The sequence below is a fragment of the Nostoc sp. DedQUE08 genome, from assembly GCF_034530895.1.
GTDB lineage: Bacteria > Cyanobacteriota > Cyanobacteriia > Cyanobacteriales > Nostocaceae > Nostoc.
The window spans coordinates 1-15,046 of the sequence record NZ_JAVRCD010000107.1; the positions used below are offsets into that span (position 1 = coordinate 1).

Below are 15,046 nucleotides of genomic sequence, written 5' to 3' on the forward strand. Positions count from 1 at the left end.
ATATTGCTGTTTACGCTGCTTGATTGAATTAAAAATGGATAAAGTCGAGCTAAGACAACCGAAGTTAACTCCAGTCATGTTCCTTTTATCTCTCATCCAAAAGAGGTTGCCAAAGTGATTGAAGCAGCAAGCACGGCTCTGTGAATTGACACTCTCAGGGCTAAAGCCGTATTTCAGGAATCGCTCTTTAAATCAGTTCATTCTTGACTCCATTTATTCATTGTAGATAACAGAGAAAGAGAACTTTATGACTAATTATGACTACATTGTAATCGGTGCAGGTTCGGCTGGTTGTGTGGTTGCCAATCGTCTAACCGAAGATAATGACACAACTGTGTTACTACTCGAAGCGGGTAATCCAGATACGAAACCAGAGATTTTCATCCCAGCGGAGTGCGTCAATCTACTAGGCTCAGAGGTGGACTGGAGCTATTTCTCTGAACCAGAACCATTCTTGAATAATCGCAAAATCTTTTGTTCCCGTGGCAAAGTCTTAGGAGGCAGCAGTTCGATTAATTTCATGATGTATGTCCGAGGCAATCATCACGATTATGACCACTGGCAGGAGTTGGGAAATCCCGGTTGGTCGTACCTTGATGTCTTGCCTTATTTCAAGAAATCTGAACACCAGCAACGCGGTGCCTCCGCCTACCACGGAGTTGATGGGGAGTTGAGCGTTACCGATCTCATTGCGCCGACTGCAATTTCTCAACGATTTGTAGAGGCATCTGTGGCAATGGGATTTGACTACAATCCTGATTTCAACGGTACGCAGCAGTCAGGAGCCGGACTCTATCAGCAAACTATCAAGGAGGGTAAACGGCACAGTGCTGCTGCTGCGTTCCTTGTGCCCATTGCCGGGCGTCGCAATTTGACCATAACGACTGGGGCATTGGTGACTCGATTGTTGTTTGAGGGAACCCGCACCGTTGGGGTGGAATATCTGCACGAGGGAATGCTGCACCAAGTCAGGGTTGAGCGGGAAGTGATTTTAAGTGCGGGCGCGTTTGATTCGCCCAAGCTGCTAATGCTTTCTGGCATTGGGGATGCAGCACACTTACAAACATTAGGGATTCCTGTTGTCGTCGATCTGCCAGGTGTTGGGCAAAACCTGCAAGACCACATTTTCTCTCCTGTGGTATACCAAGCAACTCAGGATTTACACTTTGCCAGCACCAGTGGTATCGGGGAAGCTGGATTATTTTTGCATAGCAAGTGGAATTCAGCGGTTGCACCCGATTTACAGTTTCTATTCGGTTCCATTCAGCTCTTACCCCCTGGCTATGCTCCAGCGGCATTTGGATTTACGGGTGCAGTCGCTTTGACCCATCTGCAAAATATTGGCAGTGTCGGTTTACGAACGCCTGATCCTAAAAACACACCGATGTTGCAGATGAACTATCTGCAAAATGAAACCGATGTAAAGAAGCTGGTTGAGGGAATTAAATTAATGCGGCAATTAGTTCATAGCAACTTCTTTGATGAGTTTCGTGGTGCAGAAATTGCTCCGGGTGCTGAGGTTCATAGTGATGAAGCACTCGTTGCTTACATTCGGGACACTTGCAACACTGTGTGGCATCCGGTTGGCACTTGCAAAATGGGCATTGACTCAATGGCAGTGGTCGATCCTGAGTTGCGGGTACATGGGGTTGAAGGCTTGCGTGTCGTGGATGCCTCCATCATGCCAACAATCACCACGGGAAATACGAACGCACCGACCATCATGATTGGTGAGAAGGCAGCGGATTTAATTAAAGCAGGTCGCACAGCACGAACGGTTCTCAGCAAATCTAACGTCCAAAATCCGGCGTATTCATCTATTTAGAAACGGGCGATCGTCTTTGATCGATCTCAGATGATCGTACCTGTTGAGCGTTTATCGGTCGATGTTAGGCAAACAGAACACTCTACCTCTGCAAAGGAATACACAATGGCACTGATTACAACACCATTCGGACGACATTCCACCGCCGCCGAGGTCATAGAAGGAATTGATCTTTCCGGCAAGCGGGCGATCGTTACGGGAGCCGCATCGGGCATCGGCGTAGAAACGGCGCGGGCACTGGCTCAAACTGGAGCGATCGTCACACTAGCTGTGCGTAATACCGATGCTGGAGCGCAAGCCGCGGCTGACATTATGGCTACTACTGGGAACCGGAATATTCATGTTGCTTTGCTTGATTTAAGCGATCGCAACTCAATTGCCAAGTTCATTGCTGCCTGGCGTGAGCCTCTGCACATCCTCGTTAATAATGCAGGGGTAATGGCACTGCCCGAACAGCGCACACCCGAAGGCTGGGAGATACAATTTGCCACTAACTATCTCGGACACTTTGCCCTAGCGCTCGGACTACACGACGCTCTCGCCGCAGAGGGTGCTGCCCGTATCGTGTCGGTTAGTTCTAGCGGACATCTGATGTCGCCCATTGTGTTCGATGATATTCACTTCATGTTCCGTCCTTACGATCCGTGGTTGGCGTATGGACAGTCCAAGACTGCAAGCATCCTCTTTGCTGTGGGTGCTACTGCACGCTGGTTCAAGGATGGCATTACCGCTAATGCCCTGATGCCCGGGGCGATCGCAACCAACCTCCAGCGTCATACGGGCGGTCTTAGAACCCCACCTGAGCGGCACAAGACAATAGCGCAGGGTGCGGCAACTTCCGTTCTGTTGGCAACCTCACCGCTACTAAAGGGCGTTGGCGGACGCTATTTCGAGGACTGCAATGAAGCCACTCTCGTCACCAACGGGAACGGCTATATGAGCGGAGTTGCCCCCTACGCCCTCAACCCAGACAATGCCGATCGGCTCTGGAATGAATCGTTGCGCCTGCTCGCTTGACCTGGCAGTAACAGTGATGTTGATGAACGAATTGCCGGTCGTAAGCCTGCCAGCCTTTCGTCCATCATGCCCACGAGTACCACGGGAAATACGAACGTACCCACTATCATGATTGCTGAGAAGGCAGCAGATTTAATTAAAGCGGAGCGTAACCTTGCAAAGTCTTCCCAACAAGCTTAATGTTAAAAATTTGTCACACTTGTCTATCTAAAAACGGCATGAAGCCTGCCTTATCTGAACCGCAAACTTGAGCATTTGTAACATAATTCATTCATTAGAAGCATCTATTCCATGACAAAATCATTCTGGCTTCTTGGTTCTCGCCTCACTATCCTCGCCGATCGCACCACGACTGACGGTAAATACGACCTGATTGAGGGCTATTTCACTCCTGGTACGCAGACTCCACCCCATCGCCATACACGCTATTCCGAACAACTTTATGTGCTGGAAGGAGAGTTTACTGTCTGGGCAGGTGAGAACAAGGTTGTGCTAGGCGTTGGTGAAAGCTTCTTCATTCCGCCTAACACCATCCATGTAGTCGCCGCACTTAGCGATAAACCAGCTCGCGGGTTGGTTGTTGCTGCGCCTAGTGCCTTTGCTCAACTAATAGAGGCAACAGGGACGCTAAACGAAAATGAGAAAACTGACTTGGCATTATTCATGCGCGTCTCTAGCGAAATTGGCGATGAAACTCTGGGTGCGCCCGGAGATATCCCTTAGAGATTAAGCTGACTATTCTTCCTCCTGACTGCACTCTCCATTAGTAACTGACCGCTTTAAACCCAACAATCAAAGGATTAGCATAATGGGAAAACTAGAAGGAAAAATCGCCCTTGTCACGGGTGGCAACAGTGGCATCGGTCTTGCCACAGCTAAACAGTTTGTTGCTGAAGGTGCCTATGTCTACATTACAGGTCGTCGCCAAGCCGAACTGGATGCTGCGGTGGAAGCCATTGGTAAAAATGTTACGGCTGTGCAGAGTGATGTTTCTAATCTGGCAGACCTCGATCGCCTGTTTGCCACCATTGAGCAAGGACACCTCGATATCATCTTCGCTAATGCTGGCGGTGGAGAAATTGCCCCACTTGGAGCAATCACTGAGGAACACTTTGACAAAACATTCAACGTAAATGTCAAAGGTCTGCTGTTCACCGTACAAAAGGCACTGCCACTGTTGCCAGAGGGCGCTTCTATTATCCTGAATGCTTCGATTACTTCTATAAAAGGTACGCCAGCTTTTAGTGTTTACAGCGCTACTAAAGCCGCCGTGAGATCGTTTGCTCGAAATTGGATACTCGACCTTAGAGAACGCAAGATCCGAGTGAATGCCATTAGCCCTGGTGTGGTTCCGACTCCTGGTTACGACCATTTGGGACTGAATGACCAGCAGTTGCAAGAATTTGTGGACAGCCAAGCCAGCACCATCCCACTCTTGAGAGTCGGCAAACCCGATGAGATTGCCAAAGCCGTTGTCTTTCTCGCTTCAGCCGACAGCAGCTTTGTGAACGGCATTGAGTTGTTTGTTGATGGCGGTATGGCACAGATTTGAAGTTCAAAAGGAGTTAAAGCTGGCGGGACTACTTTTAGGAGCAGATCTGTCGTCAGGATGTGAGATAGATCAACCTGTCGTAAAACGCCATCATATCACTTTTATCACTTACAAGAGTAATCCCATGACTACATATCGCACAGTATCGATCGATGGTTTAGATATCTTCTACCGTGAAGCGGGTTCCCGTGATAATCCGACGATTCTGTTATTGCACGGCTTCCCAACGTCGTCTCACATGTTCCGCAATCTTATACCAGCACTTGCTGATAAATTCCATCTCGTTGCTCCTGACTACCCTGGCTACGGCAACAGTTCGATGCCAACTGTAAATGAATTTGATTACACGTTCGATCGCTTGGCTGAGATTGTAGAGAAATTCATTGCTGCGATCGCTCTCAAAAAGTACAGCCTTTATGTAATGGATTATGGCGCACCGATAGGCTATCGGATTGCCGCTAAATATCCAGAGCGCGTGCAATCTCTGATTGTTCAAAATGGCAATGCTTACGAAGAAGGTCTACGCGAATTCTGGGAACCAATTAAGGCATACTGGCAAGAGCGATCGCCTGAGAATGCTGAAAAGCTTAAATATCTTGTCACTCTGGAAGCGACGAAGTGGCAATATACCAATGGTGTTCGCAATCTAGAAGCAATCAGCCCCGATACCTGGACTATAGATCAACATTTCCTCGATCGCCCCGGCAACGGTGAGATTCAACTGGCACTGCTATATAGTTATGGTACGAATCCACCGCTCTATCCCCAATGGCAGGAGTATTTTCGCAAAAATCAACCCCCTACCCTGATTGTTTGGGGCAAGAACGATTACATCTTTCCTGCTGACGGTGCTTATCCGTATCAGCGTGACTTGAAAGACGTTGAGTTCCATCTACTCGATACCGGACATTTTGCTTTGGAAGAGGATGGGGATGCGATCGCAAACTATATCGATCAATTTCTCACATCACGACTGCAATCTGTTCTCACCTGATCGGTGGAAATGATAGATTATACCAATTCTCTAAAAAAATAAAAAATACCTACCTTTGTAAGGGCTTTTATTGGAAAATTAAGGAGGATCGGTCATGGCGGCAATCGATACAGCACCGTTAGAAAACACCCTGGGATTTCTAGCTTTAGGAGCTTATATTCTCACCTTAATGCCCACGAATCTCAGAATCATTTTTCCTCAAACTAAACAAGCGAACCTTCCCAAATGGCTGTTAAAATATCGACGGCTTATCGGTATTTTGGCTTTCTGCTTGGCTTTGCTTCACGGTTTGCTCTTAGTGAAAAAGAGAGACCTTGATTTTTTAGATCCCAATACCTATTGGATTTATATCCAAGGTGTATCTACCTTCATAATTTTTACCCTATTGGCAATTACTTCTAATGACTGGAGTGTCAAAAGACTCAAAAAAAATTGGAAGCGATTACATACCCTGGCTTACTTAGCTATGTTCCTGCTCACTTGGCACATTTGGGACAAAATGTTAGGGCATTGGAGCTATTTAACCCCGATTGCGCTAGTAGGGATTGTCACGACAACCCTTTTATTTCTGATGCGATGCTGGATTGAACATTGGAATAAACAACAAAAAGCGAAAGGAAAAGTGTTCTTATCTCAAATTCCAGAAAAAATTACTTTATAGTACCGCTAGTCTCCGACACCGTTACACAGTGGGTGCAAGTCAGATTATTCTCCCACTTGCACAAGGAATGTCTTGTTATGAGATCGAAACAAATTACCTCGAAATCTTCAGCAGCATTGGCAATCAGCGCCCTAACGATCTTGGTTGGTAGTAGCAGTTGTGTTAGCTTATTGTCTTCCTTCCGAAACACTAGTGTTGCTACTACCTCTGTTGCAACCATTCAACCCTTACGTTCTCTCCAAGGAAGTTCAACTTTGGTTTACGCTCTTGCAATTAGCCCTGATGGACGCTTCCTCGCCAGTGGCAGTTACGATAAAAAAATTAAAATTTGGGATCTGCCTAGTAACACCTTACTTTATACTTTAAAAGGACACGGCGATGCAGTGGTAAGCCTTGCCATCAGTCCAGATAGCAAGCTGCTCGCTAGTGGCAGTTGGGATAACCGGATTAAACTCTGGAATTTAGAGACGGGACAACTGCTTCGTACCCTAGATGGACATACAGATGATGTAGAAGCCGTTGCCATCAGCCCCAACGGAAAGTGGTTAGCCAGTGGTAGTGCTGACACAACTATCCGCATCTGGAACGTGCAGACTGGCATACAAGTTCATCAGTTATCAGATGGAAAGTGGGTAAGAACTGTTGCTTTTAGTCCTGATGGGCAGACCTTAGCTAGTGGCAATGAGGATGGTACACTCAAAATTTGGCGGCTCATGGATGATGCTGTTTTAAAAACCCTGAATGCTCATTCACAAGCCGTGCGCTCAGTGACTTTTAGCCCTGATGGACGGACTTTAGCCAGTGGCAGTGCTGATAGGACAGTTAAACTTTGGCAAATGCCTACTGGTAAATTGTTGCACTCCCTAATTGGACATGATGGAGTTGTGTGGTCAGTGGCTTTCAGTCCTGATGGCAAGAGATTAGCTAGTGGTAGCAATGATAGCACTATCAAGTTATGGGGGTTGCCTGAAGGCAAGCTCTTGGAGAATTTGATCGGGCATAAGCGAGGCGTGCGGTCAGTAGTTTTCAGACCGCATGGAAACATGATAAGCAGCAGTGCCGACAAAACCATCAAACTCTGGTCTGTTCTTAAAGAGTGATACCAATTTGCAATTCGCAATTCGCAATTAAAAAATCTAGCTCCTGTAAGACTTTCCTGATTTCCATCTGTTACCTCATTTTAGAGAATTGGTGTGACAGGAAGCTTTCAAGATCGACTATTTCTGATTCTATTAAACGGCTTGAATTCAAAAGAGTAAACGCATGACCACTTATCGCACAGTATCGATCAATGGTTTAGATATCTTTTATCGTGAAGCTGGTTCTCGTAATAATCCGACGATTCTGCTATTGCATGGCTTTCCAACTTCTTCTCATATGTTCCGCAATTTAATCCCGGCGTTGGCGGATCAATTCCATCTGATTGCACCTGATTATCCTGGTTTTGGCCATAGTTCCATGCCAATGGTGGATGAGTTTGATTACACCTTTGATCGCCTTGCCGAAGTCATGGCAGGCTTTGTCGATGCGATCGGATTGAAACACTATAGTCTTTATTTAATGGATTATGGCGCTCCCATTGGCTATCGATTGGCAGTACAGTACCCAGAGCTAGTAGAATCGCTGATTGTGCAGAATGGCAATGCTTACGAGGAGGGACTCGGTGATTTCTGGAAGCCTATGCGCGCTTTTTGGCAGAATAAGACACCCGAAAATAGCGATCGCGTGCGACAGGCTCTGGCAAACAAGGGCGCAAAATGGTATTACATCACTGGAGCTAGGAATCTAGAAAACCTCAGTCCCGATACCTGGACTCTGGATCAAGCACTCCTCGATCGCCCTAGCAATATAGATATTCAATTGGCATTAAAATACGACTACCAGTCCAATGTTCTGTTATATCCACAATGGCAAGCTTACTTGCGCCAATATCAACCACCGACGCTAATTGTATGGGGCAAAAATGACCAGGGCTTTTTAGTCGAGGGAGCTTATGCCTACAAACGCGATTTAAAAAACTTGGAGTTTCATTTGTTTGATACGGGACACTTTGCTCTGGAAGAAGATGGGGATGCGATCTCTGACCATATTCGTCGCTTTTTGACCACTCACGTTGTAGAGAACACTAAGCTAACCACTAGTAACAAATAGTTTTGTCAATAAAAAGTGATTGTCATTACTACAATTACAACTGATCAAGCAACAGTGTTAAATCAATTAACTTAACAGTGCCATTTCAAGAGATTGTTTACAAGTTATTAAAGGAGAATGTCATGGTTGCTCAAGCAAACTCGCAAGCAGCAAAAATTTTAGAAGTTGCGGATGATCCACGTCTTTCCCAAGGAACGAAGGAATTTTTGAAAGTGCTGAATTCAGGGGCTGTGGCGCTGGAAAAACTTACTCCACTCGAAGCACGTCAAGTTCTTGTGGATGCACAGGCTTCTGTTTCAGTAGACTTTTCAGGCATTGAAGAGTCCCAAAAGACGATTACTGCTGAGGGTTATTCAATTACCCTTGATATTGTACGACCTGAAGGGGTCAAAGGCACATTGCCTGTTTTCATCTTTATTCATGGTGGTGGTTGGGTGCTGGGTGATTACCCAACACACAAGCGCATGGTTCGTGATTTGGTTGTACTTTCAGGGTTTGCAGGTGTCTTTGTCAACTACACTCGCACGCCAGATGCTCAGTACCCACAGGCAATCAATGAGATTTATGCTGCAACTAAATGGGTTGCCGAACATGGTGAGGAAATTGGCGTGGATGGCAAGAATTTGGCAGTCGTTGGCAACAGTGTCGGGGGTAACATGACAACTGTTACTGCTTTGAAGGCGAAAGAAAAAGGAGGGCCACACATCAAACTGCAAATCCTGATGTGGCCGATTGTAGATGCGGATTTTGAAACGAATTCTTATCACGAATTTGGCGATCGGCGTTTTCTGACTGTACCAACGATGAAGTGGATGTATGACATGTACATCCCTGACCCAGAAAAGCGCAAAGACATCTATGCTTCTCCCCTACAGGCGACGGTTGAGCAACTCAAAGGCTTGCCTCCGGCGTTAATTGTGGTTGCAGAGAGCGATATCTTGCATGACGAAGGTACAGCCTATGGACGCAAGCTCGATGAAGCTGGGGTTGAGGTGACAACTGTGCAGTACAACGGTATGATTCATGACTTCGGACTACTAAATGGTTTAGCCGAGTTGCCACAAACCCGTTCTCTGTTTGTTCAAGCTGCTGCCCAATTGAAGAAATATCTGCAATAGGATGCAGAGAGGGAGACGCAAAGAGCTAAAAAATTGATTAAGAGTCTCCGCGTCTCCCCTATCTCCGCGATGAGGTAATTTCAGTAGCGCATATTTGAAGGAGATACTGTATGAGACGGATCGCTTTATTACTAGTTGCAGTTGTAATGGTGGTCAGCGTGGTTATCTGCGTGGTTCCTCCCTCTCGCTACGCTGATGGAGCGGCCGCCCCAATCTTCGGAGGCAAAATTCCCTCTGGATACCGCGACTGGACGTTGATCTCTGTAGCCCGCGAAAAAGGCGACCTCAACGATATACGCGCCAAATTGGGCAACGACGTAGCGATCAAGGCATACCGGGAAGGGAAGCTTCCCTTCCCCGACGGCACAATCATTGCCCGGCTCGCCTGGAGTTACGTCCCATCGGAGGAAAACAACAGGGCCTTTGGCCGTCTCCAATCTTACGTAGCTGGGCCACCCAAGGAGGGGGTTCAGTTTATGGTCAAGGACTCAATAAAATACGCCTCGACTGGCGGCTGGGGGTTCGCTCAATTTAACGACGGCAAACCCGCCGACGTAACGGTACAAAGCTGTTTTTCCTGCCATGTGAGCGTCAAAGCTCGCGACTTTGCCTTTACGCATTACGCGCCTTGAATGCGAAGGTGCGTTAGCCAAAATAGTGAGTTTCAGCAAGTTTTGTGACACCGAGATGTCAGGCAGCACATCCGAAGCTAACCTCCTGCCATTACCGCTAGTAGTCCACCGGCTTAAAGAAACATGAATGTCCGAAGAAGTCAGAATTCAATGAACAAATCCCATGCTCAAAGCAATTAAACACAACCGCCGCCGCTTTTTGGGAACGGCGACAGCAAGCATTTTCACTGAAATGGCACTCATGAGTACTGCACACGCAAGCTTCAACAAGCCCAAACGATCTGAATTTAGGTTTACTCCCATCAAGCAGATCAAAGCGGGTGTCCTCGACATCGGTTACTATGAAGCAGGACCGAGCGATGGATCTCCGGTGTTGCTGCTGCATGGGTTCCCGTATTCCATTGACAGCTACATTGACGTTGCACCAATACTTGCTGCACGCGGATGTCGGGTGATTGTTCCCTACCTGCGGGGACATGGATCAACCCGTTTTCTCGACAGCGCCACACCACGTTCCGGGCAGCAAGCCGCGATCGGTGTTGATGCGATCGCCTTGATGGATGCATTGCAGTTGAACCGTGCTGTGCTTGCTGGCTATGACTGGGGTGGACGAGCTGCTTGTGTTGTTGCGGCTCTCTGGCCTGAACGATGCACAGGTCTGGTGTCTGTCAATAGCTACTTGATCCAGGATATTGCCAAAGCAGGGCTGCCACTTTCACCCGCGATCGAATCTGGTATCTGGTACCAATACTATTTCCAGACCGAGCGCGGACGCGCCGGACTGACAGCTAACAGACGTGAGATTGCGAGGATTCTCTGGACTCGCAATTCGCCGAACTGGCACTTTGACGAGGCAACGCTCGATCAACACGCCAGCGCCTTCGACAACCCCGATTATGTGAAGGTCGTTATTCATTCCTACCGCCATCGCCTTGGACTTGCTGCCGGCTATCCCATATATGAGGAACTTGAGCAGCGACTCGCCGCGCAACCGACCATTACGGTGCCGACGATCACGCTGGACGGGGATGTAAATGGTGTTGTGCCAGCAACCGATGGGAAATCGACGGCAGCGAAGTTTAGCGGCGAACGTCAGCATCGGGTCATTCCAAACGTCGGTCATAACCTGCCCCAGGAAGATCCGAAAGCATTCGCAACTGCGGTCTGGGAACTCGCATCAAAGAAACGTTAATGGCTTCTCTGGAGCAATGACTTTGCGCCGTTTCACCTTTAAATGGATCGTAATACATACTACTCTCAGGTAATTACCTGCTATGAACAGCCACACACCGAGCGCTAGAGACATTATCGGATCGTCACCGTTGATTGCGATTGAAAATGAAGCACCACCCAAGCTGATTGTCGATCCACCGCTTCCCGAACCGCTAGTACAGGGACGTGTCTTCATCCAGTACCGGACGGAAAATTTGCGTGTGTTGCCAGTGTTTGGCAAAGGTGCCCTCGAAGTATCGCCGCGCATCGGTCACATTCACATCACCGTTGACGATGCGCCGTGGCACTTTGTCGATGCCAGTGGGGAAACGATCATCCTGGTCGGACTGGAACCTGGCGTACACAAGGTGCTGATTGAACTAGCTGACCCCACGCACAAAGTAATCACTAGCGAAACTGTAGAGTTCACGCTGCCCGATTTTAAGAAATCATCATGAAAAAACTAGAGGGAAAAATCACAGTTTTGACAGGGGCATCTGGGGAAATGCTGCACATCGTGGGTGGTAGTTATTGATTCTGTATTAAACTATCGATCGCTTTGCAGCCATCCTTCAAGGAAAAGGTATCACCGTTTTTGCCCGCATCGATCAACAGGCTGAAGCCGAAGAAGTCGGATTAAGCTTATGTCCTACACAGTTGTTGCTGTTTGGCAACCCGAAAGCCGGAACTTCCCTCATGGTGGCAGAACCAATAATCGCCCTGGATTTACCCCTGAAAGTACTGGCATGGAAAGCGACTGACGGCAAGGTGTGGGTGAGTTACAACGATCCTAATTACTTAAAACAGCGATTTTCTCTCTTTGATGAGTTGGTGAAAAATATCGCTATCATTGCACCTTTAGTCTATCAAGCACTTAGTTCCGCCGATCGCCAATAAATTGCAGAATTAGCACGCTGATCGCACCTTGGCGTTTTTGAAACACCATTAAGGATGCAACAGCAGCTCCTCGGCATCCAAAACTAGGTGACGGCTATTAGGCAGCACTGATCAACTTTGGGTATATCGCCAATGAGTTCTTTCTACAGATGAGCTTGTTGCAGCAATCAAGTAATGTCAAACTCATTAATTTTACAAAATTTATGAAAATATCTGCGTTACTCCTGGCTCTGCCAATCAGTATCTTAGCTAACTTTTCCTTAAGAGCTTCTGCTGATTCTACTGCTGGCCTCATCCTGAGTACAAAATGCCAGGGTGGTTACAACGTAAATATTTGGCGGAATTATACTTCAGGCGAACTACTCTATCGCGCGACCAGTCCCAACGGTAATCTAAGTTTGGGCAAAGGAACTAGCAAAGCGACAGAAGGTGTTCGAGTGTATAAGTTTCGGAGTGGAATTTATGAATATTGGGTGTGGGATGGCACATTGGATAACCCGCAGTCTGGTACTTTAGAGGTGTATAAAAATAAGCGTATCTTGATGAAGCAAGCTTGTAGAAAAAGTTGAATCATAAACGCAGGTGTTATACACTTTTTGTCAACCCAGCTAAAGCAAGCATCTTGAGTTACGTTCGCCAAATACGTTATCGCTAAAACCCTCTGATTCAGCCAGTTTTTTCTGAAATTCATAACACCTTCTAGAAGTCGTATTCACCCGCTCGAACTCAAAGGATATGGAAATAAACGCTCAACACTATGACGACATTATTATCGGCTGCGGCAAAGCGGGTAAAACACTTGCACCAGCGTTAGTCGCTGACGGACGTAAAACCGCTCTGGTTGAACGCAGCTTAAATATGATTGGTGGCGGGTGCATTAATATTGCTTGCATTCCTACTAAAACTATGGTGGCGAGTGCCAATGTAGCAAACACAGTGCGAAATAGTGCCGTTTATGGTGTTAAAACCAATACACCTATCGTTAATTTAGCAGCAGCGATCCAACGAAAACGATCGGTTGTGCAAGGGATGCGTGAAATGAACTTGCACAATTTAGAAACTGCTTTGGGTCACGAACTGATCATTGGTACAGCCCGCTTTGTTGCTCCCAAAACGATCGCAGTAACGATGACCAAGGGGAACAATCGTTTACTTACCGCCGAACGCTTATTTATTAATACAGGCACACGACCGTTAATTCCATCCATTCCCGGACTCACAGAAGTTGAGTTTTTAACGAGTGAGTCGATTATGGAGCTAGAATATTTGCCTGAACACCTGATTGTTCTCGGTAGTGGCTATATTGGTTTAGAGTTTGCCCAGATGTTTCGGCGCTTTGGCTCTGGTGTTACTGTCATTGGGCAAAGCGAACAAATCCTGTCACAGCAAGATCCAGATATAGCGATCGCTGTTCAAGCACTGTTAGAAAAAGATGGGATTGAATTCTTATTAAAGGCGAAGGTGTTAAGGGTTGATCGCACTGGTAATGAAACCATCCTGCAAATCCAAGTTGGCGATCGCTCCCTCACCCTCCAGGGGTCGCATTTGCTCGTTGCCGTTGGTCGTGCGCCCAATACTGAGAGTTTAAATTTAGCTGCTGCTGGTGTAGCAACCGATATACGCGGATTTATTCAAGTCAACGATCGCCTGGAGACGAATATTCCGGGGATTTGGGCATTAGGCGATATCAATGGCGGCCCGCAATACACCCATATATCGCTCGATGATTATCGCATCATCAAAGCTAATTTAATTGATGGGGGCAACCGGAGTACACGGGATCGATTGATTCCATCTTGTCTATTCATCGATCCAGAACTGGCTCATGTGGGTTTAACCGAAACTGAAGCACAGCAACAAGGATATGCCATCCGCGTGGCAAAGATCGATGCGTCAGCCGTTCCCAGGGCAAGAACACTGGGTCAAACCGATGGACTACTGAAGGCGATCGTGGATGCAGATACAGGTCGTATTCTAGGGTGTTCCTTGTTATGTCATGAAGCAGGTGAAGTGATTTCAACAGTGCAGATGGTCATTCAAGCTCAGATGCCCTACACCGTTCTGCGCGATGGTATTTTGACTCATCCCACGATGACCGAAGGGTTAAATATATTGTTTTCCAAGTTGTAAAAAGACAGCAATTGCAAACCCAAGGGCTTACCAAACAAACGACATTTCATTCATGAAGGTCGAGTAGATATAGCATGATTAGTAAAACATCTAAAGTCGGTATTATTGGTGCAGGTAATGTAGGTGCAGACGTTGCAAATGCTTTAGTTTTACTCGGTAGATGTGTAAGGGTTGTCCTTTTTGACCGAACCTTATCAAAAGCTGAAGGACAAGTATGGGACATTGAAGACAGTATTCCCCTACTTAAAGAGATGGAAATCATACCATCAAATCAGTATGAAGACTTAGCCGATTCAGATATCATTATTGTGACTGCTGGGGTGCAGCCGAAACTTGGACAAACCCGATTAGATATATTGAGCGACAATGCAGAGATTATACGTTTGACAATCAAAGAATTGGATCGAGTTGCACCGAATTCAATCGTAATTATTGTTAGCAATCCAGTGGATGTACTGACGCGGATTGCAATCGCTACTTCCACCAGAGCAGAAAACCTAATTTTCGGTTCGGGAACCGTTCTTGATACTGCTAGACTGAGATATCAACTTGGAAAGCAACTGAATGTTGCAAAACAAGACATTCATGCTTATGTGATTGGAGAGCATGGAGACAGCCAATTTGTGGTTTGGTCTAGTGCATTTATTGGGGGAATTCTATTAACTGAATTCCCCTTAACACAAAGAGCAACGCTAGAACAAATTCAGCAAGAGTACACACAGTTAACTCGTAAACGAGGCTATAACATTTTTGAACGCAAAGGAAATACAAGCTATGGTATATCAACAGTAGTTTGTCAGTTATACCAATTCTGTATGAAGATGCGCCAAACTAGGTCAAACTTATAGATGGGTGCG

General features: G+C 46.7%; 16 protein-coding genes. All 16 read left to right on the forward strand.

The genetic code is table 11. The annotated features are described in order from the left end of the window. Positions 1 to 247: 247 nt before the first annotated feature. The 16 genes from RMY64_RS35605 (at position 248) to RMY64_RS35680 (ending at position 15,037) form a co-directional block, all read left to right on the forward strand. Complete coding sequence (locus tag RMY64_RS35605) at positions 248 to 1,825, forward strand: GMC family oxidoreductase (protein WP_322702556.1); 1,578 nt, start codon at positions 248 to 250, stop codon at positions 1,823 to 1,825. A gap of 105 nt (positions 1,826 to 1,930) precedes the next feature. After that, complete coding sequence (locus tag RMY64_RS35610) at positions 1,931 to 2,842, forward strand: SDR family NAD(P)-dependent oxidoreductase (protein ID WP_322702557.1); 912 nt, start codon at positions 1,931 to 1,933, stop codon at positions 2,840 to 2,842. Positions 2,843 to 3,133: 291 nt separating this feature from the next. Next, on the forward strand, positions 3,134 to 3,565 hold the full coding sequence (locus RMY64_RS35615) for a cupin domain-containing protein (RefSeq protein ID WP_322702558.1): 432 nt from the start codon (positions 3,134 to 3,136) through the stop codon (positions 3,563 to 3,565). Positions 3,566 to 3,650: 85 nt separating this feature from the next. Continuing rightward, positions 3,651 to 4,394, forward strand: a complete 744-nt coding sequence (locus tag RMY64_RS35620; RefSeq protein ID WP_322702559.1) for an SDR family oxidoreductase — start codon at positions 3,651 to 3,653, stop codon at positions 4,392 to 4,394. Positions 4,395 to 4,518: 124 nt separating this feature from the next. Beyond that, a complete protein-coding gene (locus RMY64_RS35625) occupies positions 4,519 to 5,388 on the forward strand; it encodes an alpha/beta hydrolase (protein ID WP_322702560.1) in 870 nt (289 codons plus the stop codon). Positions 5,389 to 5,482: 94 nt separating this feature from the next. Continuing rightward, entirely contained in the window at positions 5,483 to 6,049 is a 567-nt protein-coding gene (locus RMY64_RS35630; protein WP_322702561.1) for a ferric reductase-like transmembrane domain-containing protein, read from the forward strand. Positions 6,050 to 6,126: 77 nt separating this feature from the next. Then, on the forward strand, positions 6,127 to 7,149 hold the full coding sequence (locus tag RMY64_RS35635) for a WD40 repeat domain-containing protein (RefSeq protein ID WP_322702562.1): 1,023 nt from the start codon (positions 6,127 to 6,129) through the stop codon (positions 7,147 to 7,149). Between the two features lie 163 nt (positions 7,150 to 7,312). Beyond that, positions 7,313 to 8,200, forward strand: coding sequence for an alpha/beta hydrolase (locus RMY64_RS35640; protein ID WP_322702563.1), 888 nt, complete (start codon positions 7,313 to 7,315; stop codon positions 8,198 to 8,200). 122 nt (positions 8,201 to 8,322) lie between these two features. After that, entirely contained in the window at positions 8,323 to 9,318 is a 996-nt protein-coding gene (locus tag RMY64_RS35645; protein ID WP_322702564.1) for an alpha/beta hydrolase, read from the forward strand. A 110-nt stretch (positions 9,319 to 9,428) separates the two neighbouring features. Continuing rightward, complete coding sequence (locus RMY64_RS35650) at positions 9,429 to 9,950, forward strand: cytochrome P460 family protein (RefSeq protein ID WP_322702565.1); 522 nt, start codon at positions 9,429 to 9,431, stop codon at positions 9,948 to 9,950. Between the two features lie 163 nt (positions 9,951 to 10,113). After that, positions 10,114 to 11,142, forward strand: coding sequence for an alpha/beta hydrolase (locus RMY64_RS35655; protein ID WP_322702566.1), 1,029 nt, complete (start codon positions 10,114 to 10,116; stop codon positions 11,140 to 11,142). A gap of 82 nt (positions 11,143 to 11,224) precedes the next feature. After that, the gene (locus RMY64_RS35660; protein ID WP_322702567.1) at positions 11,225 to 11,620 is read left to right on the forward strand and encodes a DUF6130 family protein; all 396 of its coding nucleotides are present in this window, start codon (positions 11,225 to 11,227) and stop codon (positions 11,618 to 11,620) included. 145 nt (positions 11,621 to 11,765) lie between these two features. Continuing rightward, positions 11,766 to 12,059: a DUF302 domain-containing protein gene (locus RMY64_RS35665; RefSeq protein ID WP_322702571.1), complete on the forward strand. Its 294-nt coding sequence runs from the start codon at positions 11,766 to 11,768 to the stop codon at positions 12,057 to 12,059. Positions 12,060 to 12,262: 203 nt separating this feature from the next. Continuing rightward, positions 12,263 to 12,628, forward strand: coding sequence for a hypothetical protein (locus RMY64_RS35670; protein ID WP_322702568.1), 366 nt, complete (start codon positions 12,263 to 12,265; stop codon positions 12,626 to 12,628). A 166-nt stretch (positions 12,629 to 12,794) separates the two neighbouring features. Further along, on the forward strand, positions 12,795 to 14,189 hold the full coding sequence (locus tag RMY64_RS35675) for a mercuric reductase (RefSeq protein WP_322702569.1): 1,395 nt from the start codon (positions 12,795 to 12,797) through the stop codon (positions 14,187 to 14,189). A gap of 74 nt (positions 14,190 to 14,263) precedes the next feature. Further along, positions 14,264 to 15,037, forward strand: coding sequence for a malate dehydrogenase (locus RMY64_RS35680; protein WP_322702570.1), 774 nt, complete (start codon positions 14,264 to 14,266; stop codon positions 15,035 to 15,037). Positions 15,038 to 15,046 lie beyond the last annotated feature (9 nt).